Origin of the sequence: Sphingomonas sp., assembly GCF_036402235.1 — a bacterium.
GTDB lineage: Bacteria > Pseudomonadota > Alphaproteobacteria > Sphingomonadales > Sphingomonadaceae > Sphingomonas.
Genome location: NZ_DASWTG010000056.1, coordinates 1 through 19,212, shown reverse-complemented (window position 1 = coordinate 19,212; position 19,212 = coordinate 1). Strand labels below are relative to the sequence as shown.

Here is a 19,212-nt window from a genome sequence, read left to right as displayed (position 1 = left end):
CTGCGCTGATCGCGTCGCCGGCGCGTCAGATATGGATCGGCTTGCCCGTCACCGCCATCGCCGCTTCCTTGATCGCCTCGCTGTGCGTCGGATGGGCGTGGCAGGTATAGGCGATGTCCTCGCTGGTCGCGCCGAACTCCATCGCCTGCGCGGCCTGGGCGATCATCGTGCCCGCGACGCTGGTGATGATCCACACGCCGAGCACGCGGTCGGTCTTGGCGTCGGCGATGACCTTCACGAAGCCGTCGGGCTCGTGGTTGGTCTTGGCGCGGCTGTTGCCGGCCATCGGGAACTTGCCGATCTTGACCTCGCCCTTGGCCTTGGCAGCCTCTTCGGTGAGGCCGACGCCGGCGATCTCGGGCATGGTGTAGACGACCGAGGGGATGACGTCGTGGTTCACGATGCCGGTGAGGCCGGCGATGTTCTCGGCCACCGCGATGCCCTCGTCCTCGGCCTTGTGCGCGAGCATCGGGCCGGGAATGACGTCGCCGATCGCCCAGATGCCGGGGACCGAGGTCTTGAAGCTGTGGTCTGTCTCGATCTGGCCGCGCTGGTTCACGGTGAGGCCGGCGGCTTCGAGGTTGAGGCCATCGGTATTGGGCTTGCGGCCGATCGAGACGAGGACGTTGTCGGCCTCGATCGTCTCGGCGGCGCCGCCCGCGGCGGGCTCGATCGTGATCGTCGCCTTCTTGCCCTTGACCGCGACACCGGTGACCTTGGTGCCGGTCTTGAACTCCATGCCCTGCTTCTTGAACAGGCGCGCGGCTTCCTTGCGCACATCGGCGTCGAAGCCGGGCAGGATCTGGTCGAGATACTCCACGACCGTGACCTTGGCGCCGACGCGGCGCCACACGCTGCCAAGCTCAAGCCCGATCACGCCGCCGCCGATGACGACGAGATGCTCGGGGACCTTGGCCAGCTCGAGCGCGCCGGTCGAGTCGACGACGACCTTCTGGTCGATCTCGACGCCGGGGAGTGGGGTGACCGACGATCCGGTGGCGATGACGATGTTCTTGGCGCGGACCTCGCGGTCGCCAACCTTGACGCTGTCCTTGCCGGTGAAGGCGGCATAGCCCTTGAGCCACTCGACCTTGTTCTTCTTGAACAGGAATTCGATGCCGCCGGTCAGGCCCTTGACCGCGTCGAGGCGCTGGGCGTGCATGGCTTCGAGATCGAGTTCGACCTTGCCGAGCTTGACGCCGAGCTTGGCGAGCGCGCCGCCCGCGGCCTCCTCGTACAGCTCGGAGGCGTGGAGCAGCGCCTTGGACGGGATGCAGCCGACGTTGAGGCAGGTGCCGCCCAGCGTCGCGCGCCCTTCGGCGCACGCGGTCTTGAGGCCCAGCTGCGCCGCGCGGATCGCAGCGACATAGCCGCCGGGTCCGGAACCGATCACGAGGACGTCGAAGTCGTATTCAGCCATTCTTCTGCTCCTGGTGAGGCGCGAGCCTCGGACGCAATGCACGTTTCACTTCCGCGCCAAAGATAAGAACCAACGCGCCCATTGCGACATAGGCAGCGAGGGAGCCGATCACCTCGACCAGCTCGGTCCACCAGATGGTGGAGGCAATAAGCGCCAGAGCCAGAGCGAGGTGAAAGGCTCGGATCATTAAAGATCGATCAGCAGGCGGGTCGGATCCTCGATCGCGTTCTTGAGCGCGACGAGGAAGGTCACCGCCTCACGGCCGTCGATCAGGCGATGGTCGTAGCTCAGCGCGAGATACATCATCGGGCGGATGACGATCTGGCCGTCGCGGACGACCGGGCGGTCCTCGATGCGGTGAAGGCCCAGCACCGCCGACTGCGGCGGGTTGATGATCGGAGTCGACATCAGCGAGCCGAACACGCCGCCGTTGGAGATGGTGAAGGTGCCGCCCTTCATCTCCTCCATCTTGAGCGTGCCGTCCTTGGCGCGCTTGCCGAAGTCGCCGATCGTGCGTTCGACCTGCGCGACCGACATCTTGTCGGCGTCGCGGATCACCGGGACGACCAGTCCCTGCGGCGCGGAGACCGCGACCGAGATGTCGGCATAGTCGTGATAGACGATCTCATCACCGTCGATCTGCGCATTGACCGCGGGGATGTCCTTGAGCGCCATGGTCGCGGCCTTCACGAAGAAGCCCATGAAGCCGAGGCGGACGCCGTGCTTCTTCTCGAACAGGTCCTTGTACTTGGTGCGCGCCTCGATCACCGCCGTCATGTCGACGTCGTTGAAGGTGGTGAGCAACGCCGCGGTGTTCTGCGCTTCCTTGAGGCGGCGGGCGACGGTCTGGCGCAGGCGCGTCATGCGCACGCGCTCCTCGTTGCGGGCGCCGCCCGTTGCGGGCGCCGCGACAGGGGCGGCAGCGGCGGGGGCCGCAGCCGGAGCGGCGGCGGGCTTGGCCGAGGCGGCGGCGACCACATCCTCCTTGGTGATGCGGCCGTCCTTCCCGGTGCCCTGCACGGTCGAGGGATCGACGCCATGCTCGAGGATCGCACGGCGGACCGAGGGCGAGAGCGCGGCGGCCTCGACATCCTGCGCCGGCTCGGCGGGAGCAGCGGCCGGGGTTGCGGGGGCGGCAGCCGGAGTGGTGGCGGGCGCAGCCGCGGCAGGCGCGGCTGCGGCGCCGTTACCGGCTTCGATCGTGCCGATCAGCGCGCCGACATTGACGGTGTCGCCGACCTTGGCGGCGTGCGCACCCATGATGCCGGCGGCAGGCGCGGGCACCTCGACCGAGACCTTGTCGGTCTCGAGCGATGCGACGGGCTCGTCGGCGGCGACGGCGTCGCCGGGCTGCTTGAGCCATTCGCCGATCGTCGCTTCGGTGATCGATTCGCCCAGCACGGGGACGAGGATTTCGGTGGCCATCGTTCAGTCCTTCCTGGGGATCAGTCTTACGCCCCGGCCTTGCCGGCGGTCTTGGTGTCTTCGGTCTTGCGTGCGCGGCGGATTTCCTCGCGCACATTGTGGCCGAGCGCGTCGGCGACAAGCGCGCCCTGCTCAGCCTGGTGGCGCTTCATCAGGCCCGTGGCGGGCGATGCCGCCGGGGTGCGGCCCGCGTAGCGCGGGCGCTGCGGCTTGATACCGGCCTCGACCATGCATGCCTCGATATAGGGTTCGACGAAGAACCAGTAGCCGTTGTTCTTCGGTTCCTCCTGTGCCCACACCACTTCCTCGACATTGGTCATGCGCGCGAGGCGCTTGACCAAAGGCTCGCCGGGGAAGGGGTAGAGCTGCTCGATGCGGATGATCGCGGTGTTCCTGTCGCCCGCCGCGTCGCGCGCCTCGATCAGGTCGTAGGCGACCTTGCCGGTGCACAGCACGACGCGCTTCACATCCTTGTCCGCCGGCGCCGAGGGATCCGAGAGGATGCGCATGAAGTGCGTCTCGCCCAGGAAATCCTCGGTCTTGCTGACCGCCAGCTTGTGGCGGAGCAGCGACTTGGGCGTCATGATGACCAGCGGCTTGCGGAAGTTGCGGTGCATCTGCCGGCGCAGCAGGTGGAAATAATTGGCCGGGGTGGTGACGTTCGCGACCTGCATATTGTCGCCCGCGCAGAGCTGGAGGAAGCGCTCGGGACGTGCCGAGCTGTGCTCGGGGCCCTGGCCCTCATAGCCGTGCGGGAGCAGCATCACCAGGCCGTTGGCGCGCAGCCACTTGGCCTCGCCCGCGGCGATGAATTGGTCGATCATGATCTGAGCGCCGTTGACGAAGTCGCCGAACTGCGCCTCCCACAGCACCAGCGTCTTTGGATCGGCGAGCGCATAGCCGTACTCGAAGCCGAGCACGCCGTACTCGGAGAGTGGGCTGTCGAGCACCTCGAACCGGCCGTGCGGGATCTCGTTCAGCGGCACATATTTGTGCTCGTCGGTCTGGTCGACCCAGACGGCATGACGCTGGCTGAACGTGCCGCGGCCCGAATCCTGGCCCGACAGGCGCACGCCATAGCCTTCCGAGAGCAGCGAGCCGAAGGCCAGCGCCTCGCCGGTCGCCCAGTCGAAATTCTCGCCCGACTTGAACATCGCTGCCTTGGCGTCGAGCACGCGGGTCAACGTCTTGTGCGGGGTGAGGCCGTCGGGAACGCTGGTCAGCGTGCGGCCGAGACTGTCGAAGAGCTTCTTGTCGATGCCGGTCTCGATGTTGCGGCGCGCGGTCTCCGGATCCATCGGCGCGCCGAGGCCCTGCCAGCGGCCGCCGAACCAGTCGGCCTTGTTCGCCTTATAGCTCGCGCCCGCGGTGAACTCGTCCTCGAGATGCGCGGTGAAGGCGGCCGCCTGGGTCTTGGCGAATTCGCCGTCGATGACGCCTTCGCTCTCGAGCCGCTTGGCGTAGAGGTCGCTGACGCCGGGATGGCCCTTGATCTTGGCGTACATCAGCGGCTGGGTGAATGAGGGCTCGTCGCCTTCGTTGTGGCCGAAGCGACGGTAGCACCACATGTCGATGACGATGTCGCGCTTGAAGGTCTGGCGGAACTCGATCGCCATCTTGCAGGCGAAGGTCACCGCCTCGGGATCGTCGCCATTGACGTGGAAGATCGGCGCCTGGACACCCTTGGCGACATCCGACGGATAGGGCGATGAGCGCGCGAATTGCGGGCTGGTCGTGAAGCCGATCTGGTTGTTGATGATGAAGTGGATGCAGCCGCCGGTATTGTAGCCGCGGATGCCCGAGAAGCCGAGGCACTCCCAGACGATGCCCTGGCCCGCGAACGCCGCGTCGCCATGAATCAGCACCGGCAGGACCTGCTCATGCTCCTCGAGATCGTTGCGGTTGGTCTGCTGCGCGCGGACCTTGCCGAGCACCACTGGATCCACTGCTTCGAGGTGCGAGGGGTTGGCGACCAGCGACATATGGACGTTGATGCCGTCGAACTCGCGGTCGGTGCTGGTGCCGAGGTGGTACTTCACATCGCCCGAGCCGCCGATGTCGTCGGGATGGGCCGAGCCGCCGGCGAATTCGTGGAAGATGACGCGATAGGGCTTGGCCATCACCGTGCCGAGCATGTTGAGGCGGCCGCGATGCGCCATGCCGTAGACGATCTCGCGCACGCCCTGCGCGCCGCCATATTTGATGATCGCTTCCATCGCCGGGATCATCGATTCGCCGCCGTCGAGGCCGAAGCGCTTGGTGCCGACGTACTTGCGGCCCAGGAACTTCTCCCATTGCTCGGCTTCGATCACCTTGGACAGGATCGCCTTCTTGCCCTCGGGCGTGAACTCGATCGCCTTGTCCTTGCCCTCCATGCGCTCCTGCAGGAAGCGGCGCTCCTCGACATCGGCGATGTGCATATATTCGAGGCCGACATTGCCGCAGTAATTGCGGCGCAGGATCTCGACGATCTCGCGCACCGTGCCCTTTTCGAGGCCCAGCGTGCCGCCGAGATAGATCGGGCGATCGAGATCGGCGGCGGTGAAGCCGTGATATTCGGGCGTCAGGTCGGCGGGCAGGTTCTGGTGCGACAGGCCGAGCGGATCGAGGTTGGCGGCGAGATGGCCGCGCACGCGATAGGTGCGGATCAGCAGCATCGCGCGGATCGAATCGTTCGCGGCACGCGCGATGTCGGCGGCCGAGGCGGCGGGCGCCGCTGCCGGTGCAGGGGCTGTGCCGCCACGGGCGGGCTTGGGCGCCGGCTCCATCTGCGTCGGGTCGAGCGCGGCGGTGAGCGCGTCGGTGTCGCTGAGCGGCCAGTTGGGACGCTCCCAGCTGGGGCCGTTGACGGTGCCTTCGAGCCCGTCGAACCACTCGCGCCAGCCAGCCTCGACGGACGAAGGGTCCGCCTTCCACTTGGCGTACAGCGTCTCGACGAACGCGGGGCTCACGCCACCGGCGATGTCAGCGAAATCCAGGCTCTCAGCGCCCATGTCTTCATTCCTTCGTCACCCCAGCGAAAGCTGGGGTCTCAAGCCTTTGGCCGCGCGCTTGCGGCACGAGGCCCCAGCTTTCGCTGGGGCGACGGCCCCGTCAGCCCTTCAGCACTTCGACCAGCGTCGAGCCGAGCTCGCTCGGCGATGCCGAAACGCGGATGCCGGCGGCTTCCATCGCCGCGATCTTGCTCTCCGCATCGCCCTTGCCGCCCGACACGATCGCGCCGGCATGGCCCATGCGGCGGCCTGGAGGCGCCGTGCGGCCCGCGATGAAGCCTGCCATCGGCTTCTTGCGGCCGCGCTTCGCCTCGTCGATCAGGAACTGGGCGGCCTGCTCCTCGGCGTCGCCGCCGATCTCGCCGATCATGATGATCGACTTGGTCGCCTCGTCGGCCAGGAACAGCTCGAGCACGTCGATGAAGTTGGTGCCGTTGACGGGATCGCCGCCGATGCCGACCGCGGTGGTCTGGCCAAGGCCCGCATTGGTGGTCTGGAACACGGCTTCATAGGTAAGCGTGCCCGAGCGCGAGACAACGCCCACCGAGCCTTCGGAGAAGATGCTGCCCGGCATGATGCCGATCTTGCACTGGTTCGGGGTCAGCACGCCGGGGCAGTTCGGGCCGATCAGGCGGGTCTTCGAGCCGCTGAGCGCGCGCTTGACCTTGACCATGTCGAGCACCGGAATGCCCTCGGTGATGCACACCACCAGCGGGATCTCCGCGTCGATCGCCTCGAGGATCGAGTCCGCGGCGAAGGGCGGCGGAACATAGATGACCGAGGCGTCGGCGCCGGTCTTGTCCTTGGCTTCGGCGACGGTGTCGAACACGGGCAGGCCGATATGCTCAGTGCCGCCCTTGCCCGGGGTCACGCCGCCGACCATCTGCGTGCCATAGGCCAGCGCCTGCTGGGTGTGGAAGGTGCCGGTGTCGCCGGTCATGCCCTGGGTGATGACCTTGGTGTTACGGTCGATCAGAATCGACATTCAGAAACCTCCGGTTGATTGGCTGACGAAAACCAGCCCTTGGATACCATAGGATGCGCCGAGCGGATGGCCGCGCGGCACGTAGGTGATTTCGAGGCTGACGCCCGGCTGCCACGGCTCCCAGCGCCGCTTGCTGGCGGTGCCGTTGGCCTGAATGGTGGTTGGTGCTGTTCCGACCCATCCGTCGATCGCCTCGCGCGACGGGGCGGCGGGGGCGTCGAGATCATAGGCGCGGCAGCCATTGGCCCAGCCACCCTTGCCGGTCTGGATGCGACTGGTGACCAGCCACACGTCGCGTCCGTCGAAGCGCTGGCGGAACATCTGGCCCGAGACCTTGGCCTCGGGCGCTTCCTTGCGCATCGCCTCGCGGCCTTTGCCGACGATCGCAACGACGCGCGGATCGGCCTGCGCCTCGGCGATCTCGGTCCAGCCCGCGGCGGTCGCCGCGGCGCTGATGCCGTCGAACTTGTCGATGCCGAAGCACGCCGCCTTGAACGCGCCGAACAACGGCGACGGCGCAGGGCTGGCCTGCGCCGTTCCGACCGTCGCTGCGATCAATGCAAAGGCGGCGAGTGCCGGCACCAGATCCTTAGCCCAGCGAGCTGTCGATGCCCTTGCAGGCGACCAGCAGTTCCTTGACCGCGTCGACCGAGACCTGGAGGTTGGCCTTGGCCTCCGCGTCCAGCTCGATCTCGACGACCTGCTCGACGCCGCCGGCGCCGATGATCACTGGAACGCCGACATAGAGGTCATCGACGCCGTACTGGCCAGTCAGGTGCGCGGCGCAGGGCAGCAGGCGCTTCTGGTCGTAGAGATAGGCTTCGGCCATCGCGATGCCGCTGGTGGCGGGGGCGTAGAAGGCCGAGCCGGTCTTGAGCAGGCCGACGATCTCGCCGCCGCCCGAACGGGTGCGCTGCACAATCGCGTCGATGCGCTCCTTGGTCGAGCGGCCCATCTTGATGAGATCGGGGATCGGGATGCCCGCGACGGTCGAATATTCGACCACCGGGACCATCGTGTCGCCATGGCCGCCGAGCACGAAGCTGTTCACTTCCTTGACCGACACCTGGAACTCTTCCGCGAGGAAGTGGCTGAAGCGCGCCGAGTCCAGCACGCCGGCCATGCCGACGACCTTGTTGTGCGGGAGCCCTGAGAACTCGCGCAGCGCCCACACCATCGCGTCGAGCGGGTTGGTGCTGCAGATGACGAACGCGTCGGGGGCGTTGGCGGCGATGCCCTCGCCGACCGCCTTCATGACCTTCAGGTTGATGCCGAGCAGGTCGTCGCGGCTCATGCCCGGCTTGCGGGCGACGCCGGCGGTGACGATGATGACGTCCGCGCCCGCGATGTCGGCATAGTCGTTGCTGCCGGTGATCCTGGCGTCGAAGCCTTCGACCGGGCCGCACTGCGACAGATCGAGCGCCTTGCCCTGCGGAACGCCCTCGACCACGTCGAACAGGACGATGTCGCCGAGGCCCTTGAGCGCTGCGAGATGGGCGAGCGTGCCGCCGATATTGCCGGCGCCGATAAGGGCGATCTTCTTGCGGGCCAAATGAGCCTCCCTAGACAAGGTTGGGCGGCTCCATGACTCTCCGGGCCGCAGGGAACGCCCGCGCCTTAGGCGCTTTGCACCCCTGCGGCAACAGCCGAATCGTGCTTGTCAAGGAAATCTTTGCACTTGCGAATTAATTGCAATAGCCGATGCGCGGCGGCCGCTTTCGGTGCCTTTCTATAGCGAAATTTCGCAGCGTTGGGAATTGCGTGACATGTTGTTACGCAGGCCTGTCAAGCCGGGCCTGCGCCCGACATGTCCTGATAGAACATCAGTGCATTGCCGTCGGGGTCGTAGAAGGTGAGGTAACGGACCATGCCGGGCACGTCGGCGATGGGGCCGTCCTGCCGCACGCCCGCGGCGTCAAGCGATGCCTTGGCTGCCTCGATGTCATGGACGCCGAAGGTGAGCGTGGCGCCCCCGCCCGCCGGCACGCTCTCGACTTGCGACAGGCCGACCGTGACGCGCGCCACGCTGGTCTCGAGCTCGCACCACGCGATCTCGTCCATGCGGTAGAGCAGCTTCATGCCGAGGATGTTCGTGTACCAGTCGATCGAACGATCGAAGCTGGTGACGTTGAGCGCGCAGGTAAGGCCGCCGTCATAGGCGATCGCCGTGGCGGTGGCGGCTTCGGTCGTTGCAGAGCTTGCCATTTCATCCTCCCGAATCTATTGTTCCGTTTGTATAGTAGATTGCGAAATGGTCAAGTCCGTGGATGATCCGGTTCCTTCGCCTGCCGTTCTGCAAATGCTCAGCGCCAGCCGCTGGGCGATCCCGGTGCTGGCGCTGCTGAGCCGCGAGCAGGGATCGCGCTTTGCGGTGATCGAGCGGCGTTTCGGCTTGTCGCGCAACAGCCTGACGCGGACGCTCGCCTATCTGCGCGAGCGAGGATGGGCGATGCCCAATCCCGGCCATGGCCACCCGCTGCGCCCCGAATATGTGCTGAGCGAAGCCGGGCGCGCGATCGGCGCGGCGTGCGAGCGGATCGAGGACGTGCGCGTGCGGCTGGGGCTGGAAGCGCCCGACCTGTCGCGCTGGACCCTGCCGGTCGCGGGCGGGCTGGAGGACGAATGGACGCGGTTCAACGCGCTGCAGGCGCGGCTGTCGCCGGTGACGCCGCGCGCGCTGTCGCTGACGCTGCAGGCGATGATCGGGCGGAAGCTGGTGCGGCGGCGGCTGGAGGACCGGTTCCCGCCGGTGCCGCTCTATGGGCTGACGGGGCGGGGGGAGGTGCTGGCGAAGGCGGTGGTCGGGTAGGATAGATCGGTGCTATCCTCCCCGGCAGGGGGAGGCGGCTGAGGGGGCTCCCATCGCTAGAACGTCGCCGACCTCCCCCTCCATCATGCTTCGCATGCCACCTCCCCCCGGCGGGGGAGGATTTCCGATGCACCGGCGTGGATTTTCTCAATCCGTTCAGGGTTCAGGCTTCGCTCCCATGCCCCTGCGCCAGATACTCCTCGGACTGCATTTCCATCAGGCGGCTGACGGTGCGCTCGAACTCGAACTTGCCGTCGCCTTGCGCGTAGAGGCCCATCGGCGACGCATCCGCCATCGCCAGCAGCTTGACCCTGTGCTCGTAGAGCGCGTCGATCAGCGTGACGAAGCGCGCGGCCACGTTACGGTTCTCGGGGCCGAGGCGCGGGATGCCGACGAGGATCACGGTGTGATAGCGGCGCGCGATGGCGAGATAGTCGGCGGCGCCGCGCGCCTCGCCGCACAGCCGCTTGAACGAGAAGACCGCAACGCCCTTGAGGCTCTTGGGCACATGCAGCGTGCGGCCCTGCACCTCGATATCCTCGGACGGCACGTTGGCGCGGTCCTCGACCGGATAGTCGGTGAGGCGGAAGAAGGCGGCGGAGAGCGTCGCGGTGTTGGCCGGGTTGTTGGGCACCAGCCAGGTGTCCATCCGCCCGAGCCGGTCGCGGCGATAGTCGGTCGGGCCGTTCAAGGGCACGACATCGAGCTTGTCCTTGAGCAGCGCGATGAAGGGCAGGAAGCTGTCGCGCTGAAGCCCGTCCTTGTAGAGGTCGTCGGGCGGGCGGTTGGACGTCGCGACCACCGTCAGCCCCTCGGCCATCATCACGGTGAACAAGCGGCTGAGGATCATCGCGTCGGCGGTGTTGTTGATCACCATCTCGTCGAAGGCGAGCAGGCGGAGATTCTCCGTCAGCGCCTTGGCGACGGGGACGATCGGGTCGCCGGCCTCCTTCTTGCGCTCCTGCGCGATGCGGGCGTGGACCTCGATCATGAACTCGTGGAAATGGACGCGGCGCTTGCGGTCGATCTTCACCGTCTGGAACAAGAGGTCCATCAGCATCGATTTGCCGCGGCCGACGCCGCCCCACAGATAGACGCCCCTGGGCGCCTCGGGCGCGCGGCGGGCGAGGCGCCACAGCACGCTGCCCTTGCGCGGCCCCTGTTCGAGCTCGTGCGCGAGCGTGTCGAGGCGGCGCGCGGCGGCCGCCTGATCGGGATCCTCGCGAAGCTCGCCCGCGGCGACCAGCGCCTGATAGCGTTCGAGAACCTTGGTCATGCTTTTGGCGAGGATTTGCGGACGGTGCCGGAGAAGCTGGCGAGGACGTTGGCGTCCTGCTTCACCAGCCCGCGCATGAACAGCATCCGGCCGGTCTCGCGCAACAGCTCGACCTCGGCGACGATCGGCTCGCCGATCGTGCTGGTGCCGATGAACTGGGCCGACAGGTCGAGCGTCACCGCGCCGCCGGCGTCGATCGTGCCGAAGCTGCGCGCGGCGGCGAACAGCGCGACGTCCATGAAGCCGAGCAGCGCCCCTCCATGGGTGGATTCGCGCAGGTTCGAGTGGCGCCGCTCGGGCACCATCCGCACCAGCGCCTTGCCGTCGACCAGCCTGACCGCGAGCGGGCCGAGAAAGCCGTTGAAGCGGGTCGGGTCGCGCAGCTCCCAGCGCTTCCATCCGGGAAGGTCGGGATCGTCGCCATAGACGAAGGGGCTATCGGTCATCTTGGGCAGTTCTTGTCCAGCTCGCCGCTGCGTATGCGTTCGACGTAATAGGAACCCATAGTGAGCACGCGCAATTGGTCGGCCGGCACCTCGCGGCTGGTCGAGTCGAACATCTGGGTGGTGCAATAGCTCGGCTTGAGCTTCCCGCGCGCGCAATCGAGAAAGCGTGCGAACCGGGATTGCCAGCTTTGGAAGACGAGCCGGCTCATCGGCTTGCCATGTCCCGGGATCAGGGTGACGAACGGCGTCGCGGCAAGGGCATCGAGCGCCCTCAGCCAGCCAGCGGGGCAGGCGGTGTCGAGGAACGGGACGGGATCGGTGACGAGATCACCGGCGACGAGCACCCGGCTCGACGGATCGTAGAGCCAGACGTCGCCCGCCGTGGCGGCATGACGGGCAAGCCTCAGCTCAAGCTTTCGCCCGCCCGCATCGATGGTGACGTCCTTGCGGACCGCATCGTCCGGCCGCAGCTCGCTTCCTCGCGCGTAAGTCGCGAGATCGCCGCGCACCTCGCTCGCCATCGGTTCGGGGATCTTGCCGGCCTCGAGCGCGGGGCGGGCGGAATCGGCGCTGCGCTTCAGGAAACCGGTGAGCGCTTCGTCGATCGCGTCGCTCGCCGAGACGCGCACCCCGGGATGCTTCGCCTTGAGCGTCAGATTGCCGCTGACATGATCGAGATGCCAATGGGTGTTGACGATCCGCACGAGCGGCTTGCCGCGCGCGGCGATCGCCGCCTCGATCTTGTCGGCATGGCTGGCATGGCGGCCGGTATCGACGAGCAGCAGGCCGTGCGGCCCCTCGATCAGAACGGAATTGCCGTCGGGCTGGCGGCCCGGCTCATGGCCGCCCTCGATCAGCCAGATGCCGGGCGCGACCGGCTCGCTTTCCTGCGCCGCGGCGGGAAGCGCCAGCGCGATCAGCAGGGCGAGGGCGGCGCGCGCGATCAAACGATGCGCTCGGCTTCCATCTTCTTGATCTCTGCGATCGCCTTGGCGGGCGACAGGCCCTTGGGGCAGACGTTCGCGCAGTTCATGATCGTGTGGCAGCGATAGAGGCGGAACGGATCCTCGAGCTCGTCGAGCCGGTCGCCGGTCGCCTCGTCGCGGCTGTCGGCGAGCCAGCGATAGGCCTGGAGCAGGATCGCCGGGCCGAGGAAGCGGTCGCTGTTCCACCAGTAGCTCGGGCAGCTGGTCGAGCAGCAGGCGCACAGGATGCACTCGTAGAGGCCGTCGAGCTTGTTGCGGTCCTCCGGCGACTGGAGCCGCTCCTTGCCCGAGGGAGCGGGCGACACGGTCTTCAGCCAGGGCTGAATCGAGGCATATTGCGCGTAGAAGTGGGTGAAATCGGGGACGAGGTCCTTGATCACGTCCATCGCGGGCAGCGGGGTGATGCGGATATCGCCCTTGATGTCCTCGATCGCGGTGGTGCAGGCGAGGCCGTTCTTGCCGTCCATGTTCATCGAGCACGAACCGCAGATCCCTTCGCGGCACGAGCGGCGGAAGGTGAGCGAGGGATCGACCTCCGACTTGATCTTGATCAGCGCGTCGAGGACCATCGGCCCGCAATCGTCGAGGTCGATGACGAAATTGTCGTAGCGCGGATTCTCGCCCGAGTCGGGATCGTAGCGGTAGATGGTGAAGGTCTTGGTGCGGCCCGCGCCCGCGGGGGCGGGATGGCTCTTGCCCTTTGTGATCCTGCTGTTCTTGGGAAGGACGAAATCAGCCATGTGAAACCCCGTACCGTGTCTGCTGGAGCGCGGCGCGACAGTACCGGGCCCCTCGATTTGGAGGGTCAGATACATAAGCGGGGGCGGTGCTGCAAACGCTTCGATTGCCGCCGCTCAGATGATGTCGAGGACCAGACCGAGCTCGCGCGCTTCCTCGGCCTCGATATACCAATTGGCGGGCGCCCGCTTCTCAACCTCGTCGAAGCTGATGTTCGATCCCGCGATCAGGTCGCGGAACCCCTCTTCCTCGATGCGGATCGACTCCTCGATCTCGTTGAGCTTGGCCTTGAGCGTCGCCGGGAGCGACTTGAGCGGGCCGGAGAGATGGATGTCGGTGGTGAGCTGGCGCTCATGGACCATGATGCGCGTGCCGCGGGTGAGGAAGCGCTTCTCGGCCGGGAAGTGCGCCATGAGGGTCGCGCCCGCGGAATAGACCGCGACCTTGCCCAGAAACAGGAATTCGCGCCCGGTATAGTCGCGGATCAGGCGGATCTCGTCCCCGATCAGCCGCGCCGCCTCGGGATCGCCGCCGAGGGTGGAGAGCGCGACGACCAGCGTTCCCTCGGCGGGCGCCGCGGCGAGCTGGCTGCGAAAATCGGCGACCATCGCGTGATCGACCGAGCCGTTGAGATTGACGTGCGGGCGTGCGAGCAGCGGATAGCGGGAAGCGTCGGTCATATGCGCGCAACCAGCGGCGCCGCACCGCGGTTCCCTAGCGTTGCAGCGCGCCGAGGCTGTCCACCGAGGGACGCCCGACCGGCTGGGTTGCGACCTTCGGCATCCGCGCCTCGAGCGGCGCGAGCCATTGCTGAACCTCCACACCGGTGCTGATCTGGGGTATCGAAGGCTTGAGGTTGCCCTGCCGCTCCCATCCGGAGATCAGCGTCATCGCCTCGACGATCGCGGGATCGAGCGGCTGGGGCTTGCGCAGCGCGCGGTTGATCAGCGCGTCGCCGAAGAAGGTCCAGTCATTCTCCGCGACGCAGCCGAAGGAGGAACGATCGGAGGCCGCGGCGCTGACGACCATCGTCTGCGGGCCCGAGAGGACGGGCACGAACACCCCCGAATAGCAGGCGTTGACGATCAGCAGCCGGCGGTGGATCCCCAGCGTATCGAGGAGCCGCGCCAGCCGGTTGGGCGAGACCGCGCCATAGCCTTCATTGCCGTCGTTATAGACGACGCCGAACGGCGCGCCGTGGCTGGTGGCATAGAGGATCAGCACGTCCTCGGCCGGGTCCATCAGCTCGGCGATGCGCGCGAGCGCGGCCTCCAGATTGGCCGGAGACCCCATCGGCAGCGGGCTGGGGGCCGACCCATCGGAGCCGCCGAGCACCAGCGCGCGGCCCGCCGCGCCATAGCGGCGCGACAGCACCTTGCCCGCCTCGCGCGCCTCGCGCCCGAACACCGGATCGCTGTCGAGCGCGACCGACAGGACATAGGCGTCGATCACCCCCTTGCGGTGCGGGAGCAGCGTGGCGAGCGCCCTGGCCAGACGGCGATGTTCGGCAAGCGCGTGGCGGGCAGGGCGGTCGCGCTCGATCTGGGTGCCGGCATCGGCCTGCTGGACGATCTCGAAGGGAGTCGAGCGGGCGATACCGGGCGGGGGCGGGGCGGTGTGCTGGGGTGGGGTGTAGACCTGCGAAGCCGCGGGCGCGCAGAGAAACGCAAGCGAGACGACCAACGGCAGCAACATCGAGCGCATCGACTTCCCCCCGGAGATGTTCGGGCAAGTTGGGGATGCGATGGGGGGATCGTCAAGCGGTGTGCGGCATTAAATGCGATACCAGAATTTGGTACATTCTGAGAATGGTTGCGAAGAACACTTCCGTCGCCCTCGGCGAGCACTTCCTGGCCTTTGCCGCTGAGCAGGTTGAATCGGGCCGTTATGGATCGACCAGCGAGGTAATCCGCGCGGGATTGCGGCTGCTGGAGGATGAACAGCGCCGATTGGACGCACTGCGTGAAGCGATCCGTCAGGGGGATGAGAGCGGGCCGGCCGTTCCGTTCAACATGCGGGCCTGGATCGAAGAGCGGTACTCTGACGCTTGAAGCGCCGGATCGACATACGGCCACAGACGCAATCCGACTTGCGCGAGATCGGCGACTATTCCGACGCGCATTGGGGAAGGATTCAAGCGAAGCTGTATCTTGATGCGATCGCCGATACGATCGATCAAATCGCCGCGATGCCGCTCGCGGGCAGCGATCAAGCCAATGTGTCGCCCGGCTTGCGCAAATGGCGCAGCGGATCACACAACATCTACTATCGAACGCGCGATGATGCCGTTCTGATCGTGCGTATCATGCATGAGCGCATGGATGTCGCGAGCGCTCGCGCGACGTTGCAAGGCGCGAGCGTAGAATATCGGCCTGAGATCTGACGGATCGTACCGGTCGCAGGGCTGCGACCGGCACTCTCAACTCAATACACCCGCTTCTTCGGCTTGATGTATTCGACCTCGTCGGTGAGCGTGTATTCGTGCACAGGCCGATAATCGATCGTGGTCGAGCCGCCCTTGCCGCCCCAGCCGTCGAACGTCGCCACGGTGTGCTTCATCCAGTTCGCATCATCGCGATCCGGGAAATCCTCGTGCATGTGCGCGCCGCGGCTTTCCTTGCGGTTCTCGGCGCCCTTGATCGTCACCAGCGCCTGGCCGATCAGATTGTCGAGCTCGAGCGTCTCGATCAGGTCGGTGTTCCAGATCAGCGAGCGGTCGGTGACGTCGATGTCCTCCATCCGCTTGTAGACCTGGTCCATGTGCTGGACGCCCTCGGCGAGAAGCGCGCTGTCGCGGAACACGGCGCAGTGGCGCTGCATCGTCTTCTGCATGTCCTTGCGGATCTCCGCGGTGGGCGAGCCGCCCTTGGCGTTGCGGAAATGGTCGAGGCGGGTGAGCGCGAACTCCTCCGAGCCCTTGGGTAGCGGATTGTGCGGCGTGTTGGGCTTGAGCGTCTCCTTGAGGCGCAGGCCGGTGGCGCGGCCGAACACGACGAGGTCGATCAGCGAGTTGGAGCCGAGGCGGTTGGCGCCGTGCACCGACACGCAGGCCGCTTCGCCCACCGCGAACAGGCCAGCGACGACCGCATCGGGGTTGCCGTCGCGCAGCTGCACGACCTCGCCATGATAGTTGGTCGGGATGCCGCCCATATTGTAGTGGACCGTCGGCACCACCGGCAGCGGCTTCTTGGTCAGGTCGACGCCCGCGAAGATCTTGCCGGTCTCGGTGATGCCGGGCAGGCGCTCGGCCAGCACCTTGGGATCGATATGGTCGAGGTGAAGGAAGATATGGTCCTTCTCCTTGCCGACGCCGCGACCCTCGCGGATCTCCATCGCCATCGAGCGCGCGACCACGTCGCGGCTGGCGAGATCCTTGGCCGAGGGGGCGTAGCGCTCCATGAAGCGCTCGCCCTCGGAGTTGGTGAGGTAGCCACCTTCGCCGCGCGCACCCTCGGTGATCAGCACGCCCGCGCCGTAGATGCCGGTCGGGTGGAACTGGACGAACTCCATGTCCTGCAGCGCGAGGCCGGCGCGCAGCGCCATGCCGTTGCCGTCGCCGGTGCAGGTATGCGCCGAGGTCGCCGACTGATAGACGCGGCCGCCGCCGCCGGTCGCCAGCACCACGGCGTGGCTGCGGAAGCGGTGGATCGAGCCGTCCTCCATGCACATGGCGATGACGCCGCGGCAGGCCCCGTTCTCCATGATCAGGTCGAGCGCGAAATATTCGATGTAGAAGTCCGCGTCATACTTCAGGCTCTGCTGGTAGAGCGCGTGGAGCATGGCGTGGCCGGTGCGGTCGGCGGCGGCGCAAGTGCGCTGCACCGGCGGGCCTTCGCCCATATTCTGCATATGGCCGCCGAACGGGCGCTGATAGATCGTGCCGTTGTCGTTGCGGCTGAACGGCACGCCGGCATGCTCGAGCTCGATCACCGCCGCGGGCGCCTCGCGCACCATATACTCGATCGCGTCCTGGTCGCCGAGCCAGTCCGAGCCCTTGACGGTGTCGAACATGTGCCAGGTCCAGTGGTCCGGCGAGTTGTTGCCGAGGCTCGCGGCGATGCCGCCCTGCGCGGCGACGGTGTGCGAGCGGGTCGGGAACACCTTGGTGATGCACGCGGTCTTGAGGCCGGCCTCGGCGCAGCCCATGGTCGCGCGCAGGCCCGATCCGCCCGCGCCCACGACCACCGCGTCATAGGTATGGTCGATGATCTTGTAGGCGGCGGACATCAGGCGGCGGCTCCGGTGGTGGCGGTGAAGGCGATCTTGAGGATCGAGAAGATCGCGAAGACGGCGGCGGCGATCGCGAAGAAGTTGAGCAACGTCATCAGCACGATGCGCGTCTCGTCATGCTGATAGTCCTCGATCACCACCTGAAGGCCCATCCGCAGGTGATAGAAGACGCTGATCACCAGCAGGATCATCGGCACCGCGGCGAGCGGCGAGGCGAGCCACGTCTGCACCGTGGCGTAATCGAGCTTGGGCAGCAGCACGAGGCTGGCGATCAGCCACAGCATGAGCAGCAGGTTCGATCCGGCGGTGAGCCGTTGCTCCACCCAATGGTGCGTGCCCTCATGCGCCGAGCCGAGGCCGCGGACGCGGCCGATGCTGGTTCCGTTGCCCATTACTTCGTCTCCACCTGGATCGGCGCATTCGCGGCCGGCGGCGCGACCAGCCGGTCATAGCTCAGATAACCCCACAGCAGCACGGTCAGCGCCACCGACACGACCATCGTCAGGATCGCGAAGCGCTTGTTGGCCTTGAGCTCGAACGCCGCGCCGGTGTCCATCACCAGATGGCGGATGCCGGTCATCATGTGCTGGAAGAAGCTGAGCGTCAGGCCGATGCCGAGGATGTAGCCCGCGATGTTGGGCGCGCCCGATTTCACCGTCAGCAGGTCCATGAACCACGCATAGCATTCCTTGCCGCCTGCCAGCGCGCCGAGCCAGGCGAGGAAGACGATCACGCCGACCGTCGCCATGCCGGAGCCGGTGACGCGGTGCAGGATCGAGACCAGCATGTGCGGGCCCCATTTCCAGACCTGGAGATGCGGCGAGAGCGGGCGGTTTGCGTTGCGGGCGGATGCCAAGGCCAAGGTTCCCCTGTCGAATTGCGCGCCTAATGAGACAGAGCGGCGGTCGATGCAAGCTGCAAGGCGGATGGCTAGGTCCTGACCCTCTGGCTAACCCTGCTTTAACCCTTCTCCCTTAGTCCGGCGAAAGGGTCGGGGATGTCTCTCGGCAATCGGGCAATTCAACAAGGGTCGAATCGTGAGCGAATCCGCATCGAGCAAGCAGATGCCACCGGTGGGAAGCGTCAGCCCGACGATCGACCTGCGCGAGCGCTTGCGCCTGTTCGACCTGACCGATGCCGATCATGCCCTGGCGCGCCAGCTCTGGGCCGTGCTCGAGCCCGATGCGGCGGTGGTCGCGGCGGCGCACTGGGAACAGTGGCAGCGTTTCTATGGCGATCGCAAGACGATCGCCCAGCACGACCATGACCGCATGATCGAGCTGGGCATCGCCTATCTGCGCAACCGCTATACCAATCTGGCCGGGCTCGATTGGGTGCAGTCGGCCGAACGCACGGTCGCGGCTGCCTATGCGCAGGACGTGTCGCTGACCGCGATCCTGTCGATGACCGACGCTGGCGGGCGCGCGACGCTCGAAATCCTCAACCGGCGGCTCGGCGGCTCGCCCGAACTTTCGCCGACGATCGACCTGCTTTTCCGCCTGCGTTCGATGGAGTGCGAGGTCTATACCGCGCTCTATTCGGCCTATTACGAATACAACGCCCGCGCCGAGCGCGACCGGCTGGCGGCGGAGTTCCGCGATTCGATCGGCACCACGGTGGAGCAGGCGACCCGCGACGGCGAGGCGCTGCGCGCGCAGGCGACGCTGACCTCGGGCGCGACCCGCGGGATGTTGGGCAAGGCATCGGAGGTCGCGGCGGCGGCGGAGCAGTCGGCGGTGGCGATGCGCGAGGCGGCGCATACCGCGGCGGGGCTGATCCGCGCGATCGAGGATGCGCGCAGCGAGGTCGAGGCCGCGGCCGGGATCGCGACGCGCGCGTCGGCGCAGGCGGGCGAGGCGGTGGCGATGAGCGAGATGCTCAGCGACCACGCCAAGTCGATCGAA

Annotated in this window: 20 protein-coding genes and 1 pseudogene; 4 read left to right on the top strand and 17 right to left on the bottom strand. The window is 66.8% G+C overall.

Annotation, left to right across the window (positions count from 1 at the left end):
* Window positions 1–25: 25 nt before the first annotated feature.
* From lpdA to VGD28_RS12370, 8 genes are all read right to left on the bottom strand, one after another.
* Complete coding sequence (lpdA, locus tag VGD28_RS12405; protein WP_331028657.1) at window positions 26–1,420, bottom strand: dihydrolipoyl dehydrogenase; 1,395 nt, start codon at window positions 1,418–1,420, stop codon at window positions 26–28.
* Window positions 1,413–1,607, bottom strand: a complete 195-nt coding sequence (locus VGD28_RS12400; protein WP_331028656.1) for a hypothetical protein — start codon at window positions 1,605–1,607, stop codon at window positions 1,413–1,415. Before VGD28_RS12400 ends, lpdA begins: the two co-directional genes overlap by 8 nt.
* Window positions 1,607–2,845, bottom strand: a complete 1,239-nt coding sequence (odhB, locus tag VGD28_RS12395; protein ID WP_331028655.1) for a 2-oxoglutarate dehydrogenase complex dihydrolipoyllysine-residue succinyltransferase — start codon at window positions 2,843–2,845, stop codon at window positions 1,607–1,609. Before odhB ends, VGD28_RS12400 begins: the two co-directional genes overlap by 1 nt.
* A gap of 26 nt (window positions 2,846–2,871) precedes the next feature.
* Entirely contained in the window at window positions 2,872–5,838 is a 2,967-nt protein-coding gene (locus tag VGD28_RS12390) for a 2-oxoglutarate dehydrogenase E1 component (RefSeq protein WP_331028654.1), read from the bottom strand.
* Window positions 5,839–5,938: 100 nt separating this feature from the next.
* The gene (sucD, locus tag VGD28_RS12385; protein WP_331028653.1) at window positions 5,939–6,823 is read right to left on the bottom strand and encodes a succinate--CoA ligase subunit alpha; all 885 of its coding nucleotides are present in this window, start codon (window positions 6,821–6,823) and stop codon (window positions 5,939–5,941) included.
* Complete coding sequence (locus VGD28_RS12380) at window positions 6,824–7,405, bottom strand: hypothetical protein (protein ID WP_331028652.1); 582 nt, start codon at window positions 7,403–7,405, stop codon at window positions 6,824–6,826. It lies immediately after the preceding gene.
* Between the two features lie 7 nt (window positions 7,406–7,412).
* On the bottom strand, window positions 7,413–8,375 hold the full coding sequence (gene mdh / locus VGD28_RS12375) for a malate dehydrogenase (protein ID WP_331028651.1): 963 nt from the start codon (window positions 8,373–8,375) through the stop codon (window positions 7,413–7,415).
* A 233-nt stretch (window positions 8,376–8,608) separates the two neighbouring features.
* Entirely contained in the window at window positions 8,609–9,028 is a 420-nt protein-coding gene (locus VGD28_RS12370) for a VOC family protein (protein ID WP_331028650.1), read from the bottom strand.
* 94 nt (window positions 9,029–9,122) lie between these two features.
* Here VGD28_RS12370 and VGD28_RS12365 point away from each other — a divergent pair, with 94 nt between their 5' ends.
* Window positions 9,123–9,632 carry a winged helix-turn-helix transcriptional regulator gene (locus tag VGD28_RS12365; protein ID WP_331028649.1) on the top strand — a complete coding sequence of 170 codons (510 nt, stop codon included), beginning with the start codon at window positions 9,123–9,125 and terminating at the stop codon, window positions 9,630–9,632.
* 163 nt (window positions 9,633–9,795) lie between these two features.
* On the opposite strand, the gene zapE is transcribed toward VGD28_RS12365, so the two are convergent.
* The 6 genes from zapE to VGD28_RS12335 form a co-directional block, all read right to left on the bottom strand.
* Window positions 9,796–10,908 carry a cell division protein ZapE gene (zapE, locus tag VGD28_RS12360; RefSeq protein WP_331028648.1) on the bottom strand — a complete coding sequence of 371 codons (1,113 nt, stop codon included), beginning with the start codon at window positions 10,906–10,908 and terminating at the stop codon, window positions 9,796–9,798.
* Window positions 10,905–11,354, bottom strand: coding sequence for a PaaI family thioesterase (locus VGD28_RS12355; RefSeq protein ID WP_331028647.1), 450 nt, complete (start codon window positions 11,352–11,354; stop codon window positions 10,905–10,907). The genes zapE and VGD28_RS12355 overlap by 4 nt, the downstream gene beginning before the upstream one ends.
* Window positions 11,351–12,301, bottom strand: a complete 951-nt coding sequence (locus VGD28_RS12350) for an MBL fold metallo-hydrolase (RefSeq protein WP_331028646.1) — start codon at window positions 12,299–12,301, stop codon at window positions 11,351–11,353. The genes VGD28_RS12355 and VGD28_RS12350 overlap by 4 nt, the downstream gene beginning before the upstream one ends.
* The gene (locus tag VGD28_RS12345; RefSeq protein WP_331028645.1) at window positions 12,298–13,080 is read right to left on the bottom strand and encodes a succinate dehydrogenase iron-sulfur subunit; all 783 of its coding nucleotides are present in this window, start codon (window positions 13,078–13,080) and stop codon (window positions 12,298–12,300) included. The genes VGD28_RS12350 and VGD28_RS12345 overlap by 4 nt, the downstream gene beginning before the upstream one ends.
* Window positions 13,081–13,194: 114 nt before the next feature.
* Complete coding sequence (locus VGD28_RS12340) at window positions 13,195–13,758, bottom strand: ATP-dependent Clp protease proteolytic subunit (RefSeq protein ID WP_331028644.1); 564 nt, start codon at window positions 13,756–13,758, stop codon at window positions 13,195–13,197.
* Window positions 13,759–13,792: 34 nt separating this feature from the next.
* Window positions 13,793–14,773 carry a C13 family peptidase gene (locus VGD28_RS12335; RefSeq protein WP_331028643.1) on the bottom strand — a complete coding sequence of 327 codons (981 nt, stop codon included), beginning with the start codon at window positions 14,771–14,773 and terminating at the stop codon, window positions 13,793–13,795.
* A 113-nt stretch (window positions 14,774–14,886) separates the two neighbouring features.
* Between VGD28_RS12335 and VGD28_RS12330 the strand changes: the two genes are divergently transcribed.
* Together VGD28_RS12330 and VGD28_RS12325 are read left to right on the top strand one after the other, a co-directional pair.
* Window positions 14,887–15,129, top strand: a complete 243-nt coding sequence (locus tag VGD28_RS12330; RefSeq protein WP_331028642.1) for a type II toxin-antitoxin system ParD family antitoxin — start codon at window positions 14,887–14,889, stop codon at window positions 15,127–15,129.
* Window positions 15,126–15,461, top strand: a complete 336-nt coding sequence (locus tag VGD28_RS12325; protein WP_331028641.1) for a type II toxin-antitoxin system RelE/ParE family toxin — start codon at window positions 15,126–15,128, stop codon at window positions 15,459–15,461. Before VGD28_RS12330 ends, VGD28_RS12325 begins: the two co-directional genes overlap by 4 nt.
* Before the next feature lie 41 nt (window positions 15,462–15,502).
* Here VGD28_RS12325 and sdhA read toward each other — a convergent pair whose 3' ends face one another.
* The 3 genes from sdhA to sdhC are packed head-to-tail and all read right to left on the bottom strand — an operon-like array spanning window position 15,503 to window position 18,164.
* Window positions 15,503–17,305 (bottom strand): succinate dehydrogenase flavoprotein subunit, encoded by a 1,803-nt coding sequence (gene sdhA / locus VGD28_RS12320; RefSeq protein WP_331028640.1) that lies wholly within the window; start codon window positions 17,303–17,305, stop codon window positions 15,503–15,505.
* On the bottom strand, window positions 17,305–17,700 hold the full coding sequence (sdhD, locus tag VGD28_RS12315) for a succinate dehydrogenase, hydrophobic membrane anchor protein (protein WP_331028639.1): 396 nt from the start codon (window positions 17,698–17,700) through the stop codon (window positions 17,305–17,307). The genes sdhA and sdhD overlap by 1 nt, the downstream gene beginning before the upstream one ends.
* Window positions 17,700–18,164, bottom strand: coding sequence for a succinate dehydrogenase, cytochrome b556 subunit (gene sdhC, locus VGD28_RS12310; protein ID WP_331028638.1), 465 nt, complete (start codon window positions 18,162–18,164; stop codon window positions 17,700–17,702). Before sdhC ends, sdhD begins: the two co-directional genes overlap by 1 nt.
* Before the next feature lie 181 nt (window positions 18,165–18,345).
* Between sdhC and VGD28_RS12305 the strand changes: the two are divergent.
* Window positions 18,346–19,212, top strand: a pseudogene (locus VGD28_RS12305) (chemotaxis protein); the annotation flags it as partial.

What these genes read in the sequence shown, in the direction of transcription:
- lpdA (WP_331028657.1), bottom strand. Translation starts at nt 1,420, where the DNA reads ATGGCTGAATACGACTTCGACGTCCTCGTGATCGGTTCCGGACCCGGC.
- VGD28_RS12400 (WP_331028656.1), bottom strand. Translation starts at nt 1,607, where the DNA reads ATGATCCGAGCCTTTCACCTCGCTCTGGCTCTGGCGCTTATTGCCTCC.
- odhB (WP_331028655.1), bottom strand. Translation starts at nt 2,845, where the DNA reads ATGGCCACCGAAATCCTCGTCCCCGTGCTGGGCGAATCGATCACCGAA.
- VGD28_RS12390 (WP_331028654.1), bottom strand. Translation starts at nt 5,838, where the DNA reads ATGGGCGCTGAGAGCCTGGATTTCGCTGACATCGCCGGTGGCGTGAGC.
- sucD (WP_331028653.1), bottom strand. Translation starts at nt 6,823, where the DNA reads ATGTCGATTCTGATCGACCGTAACACCAAGGTCATCACCCAGGGCATG.
- VGD28_RS12370 (WP_331028650.1), bottom strand. Translation starts at nt 9,028, where the DNA reads ATGGCAAGCTCTGCAACGACCGAAGCCGCCACCGCCACGGCGATCGCC.
- VGD28_RS12365 (WP_331028649.1), top strand. Translation starts at nt 9,123, where the DNA reads ATGCTCAGCGCCAGCCGCTGGGCGATCCCGGTGCTGGCGCTGCTGAGC.
- zapE (WP_331028648.1), bottom strand. Translation starts at nt 10,908, where the DNA reads ATGACCAAGGTTCTCGAACGCTATCAGGCGCTGGTCGCCGCGGGCGAG.
- VGD28_RS12355 (WP_331028647.1), bottom strand. Translation starts at nt 11,354, where the DNA reads ATGACCGATAGCCCCTTCGTCTATGGCGACGATCCCGACCTTCCCGGA.
- VGD28_RS12345 (WP_331028645.1), bottom strand. Translation starts at nt 13,080, where the DNA reads ATGGCTGATTTCGTCCTTCCCAAGAACAGCAGGATCACAAAGGGCAAG.
- VGD28_RS12340 (WP_331028644.1), bottom strand. Translation starts at nt 13,758, where the DNA reads ATGACCGACGCTTCCCGCTATCCGCTGCTCGCACGCCCGCACGTCAAT.
- VGD28_RS12335 (WP_331028643.1), bottom strand. Translation starts at nt 14,773, where the DNA reads ATGTTGCTGCCGTTGGTCGTCTCGCTTGCGTTTCTCTGCGCGCCCGCG.
- VGD28_RS12330 (WP_331028642.1), top strand. Translation starts at nt 14,887, where the DNA reads ATGGTTGCGAAGAACACTTCCGTCGCCCTCGGCGAGCACTTCCTGGCC.
- sdhA (WP_331028640.1), bottom strand. Translation starts at nt 17,305, where the DNA reads ATGTCCGCCGCCTACAAGATCATCGACCATACCTATGACGCGGTGGTC.
- sdhD (WP_331028639.1), bottom strand. Translation starts at nt 17,700, where the DNA reads ATGGGCAACGGAACCAGCATCGGCCGCGTCCGCGGCCTCGGCTCGGCG.